The organism is Allobosea sp. TAF32 (genome assembly GCF_052113585.1).
Lineage (GTDB): Bacteria > Pseudomonadota > Alphaproteobacteria > Rhizobiales > Beijerinckiaceae > Allobosea.
On the sequence record NZ_JBFRDM010000056.1, the window covers coordinates 1 to 403 of the forward strand.

Genomic DNA, 403 nt, shown 5'->3' on the forward strand with positions numbered 1-403 from the left:
CTGCATAAACGACTGCTGCGCGCCTTGCAGCGCGGTCTGGCGCTGGTAGAACTCGCTGATGGCGGCCGCGTAGTCCAGGTCCTGCAGGCCCGACAGGGTCTGCGCGTTGGACAGCGCGCGGTTCTCGCCGATGGTGTCCAGCGCGTCGACTTCATTCAGGCGCGAGCCCACCGACGAGCGCACCGTCAGCACGTTGTCCAGGGAGTTGCTGAACTGGCGGATGCCCGTGGCGATCACGTTCTGCAGGTTGGCGTTCGCCGCTTCCTGGTTCAGGCCGGTGTTGATCGGGGCCTTCAGCGCGTCGATCACGGCCTTCAGGTTTGCGAACACGTCCGCGCCGGCCTGCTGCGCCGGCTTGGCGGTCATGGTGTCGCCGTCTGCCGGGACGCCCTTCACCGAGAAC

Annotated in this window: 1 protein-coding gene; it reads right to left on the minus strand. The window is 67.0% G+C overall.

The features are described 5' to 3' along the window. On the minus strand, positions 1–366 hold a 366-nt coding region (locus AB4Z16_RS28155; protein WP_441514596.1), incomplete at its 3' end, for a hypothetical protein. Positions 367–403 lie beyond the last annotated feature (37 nt).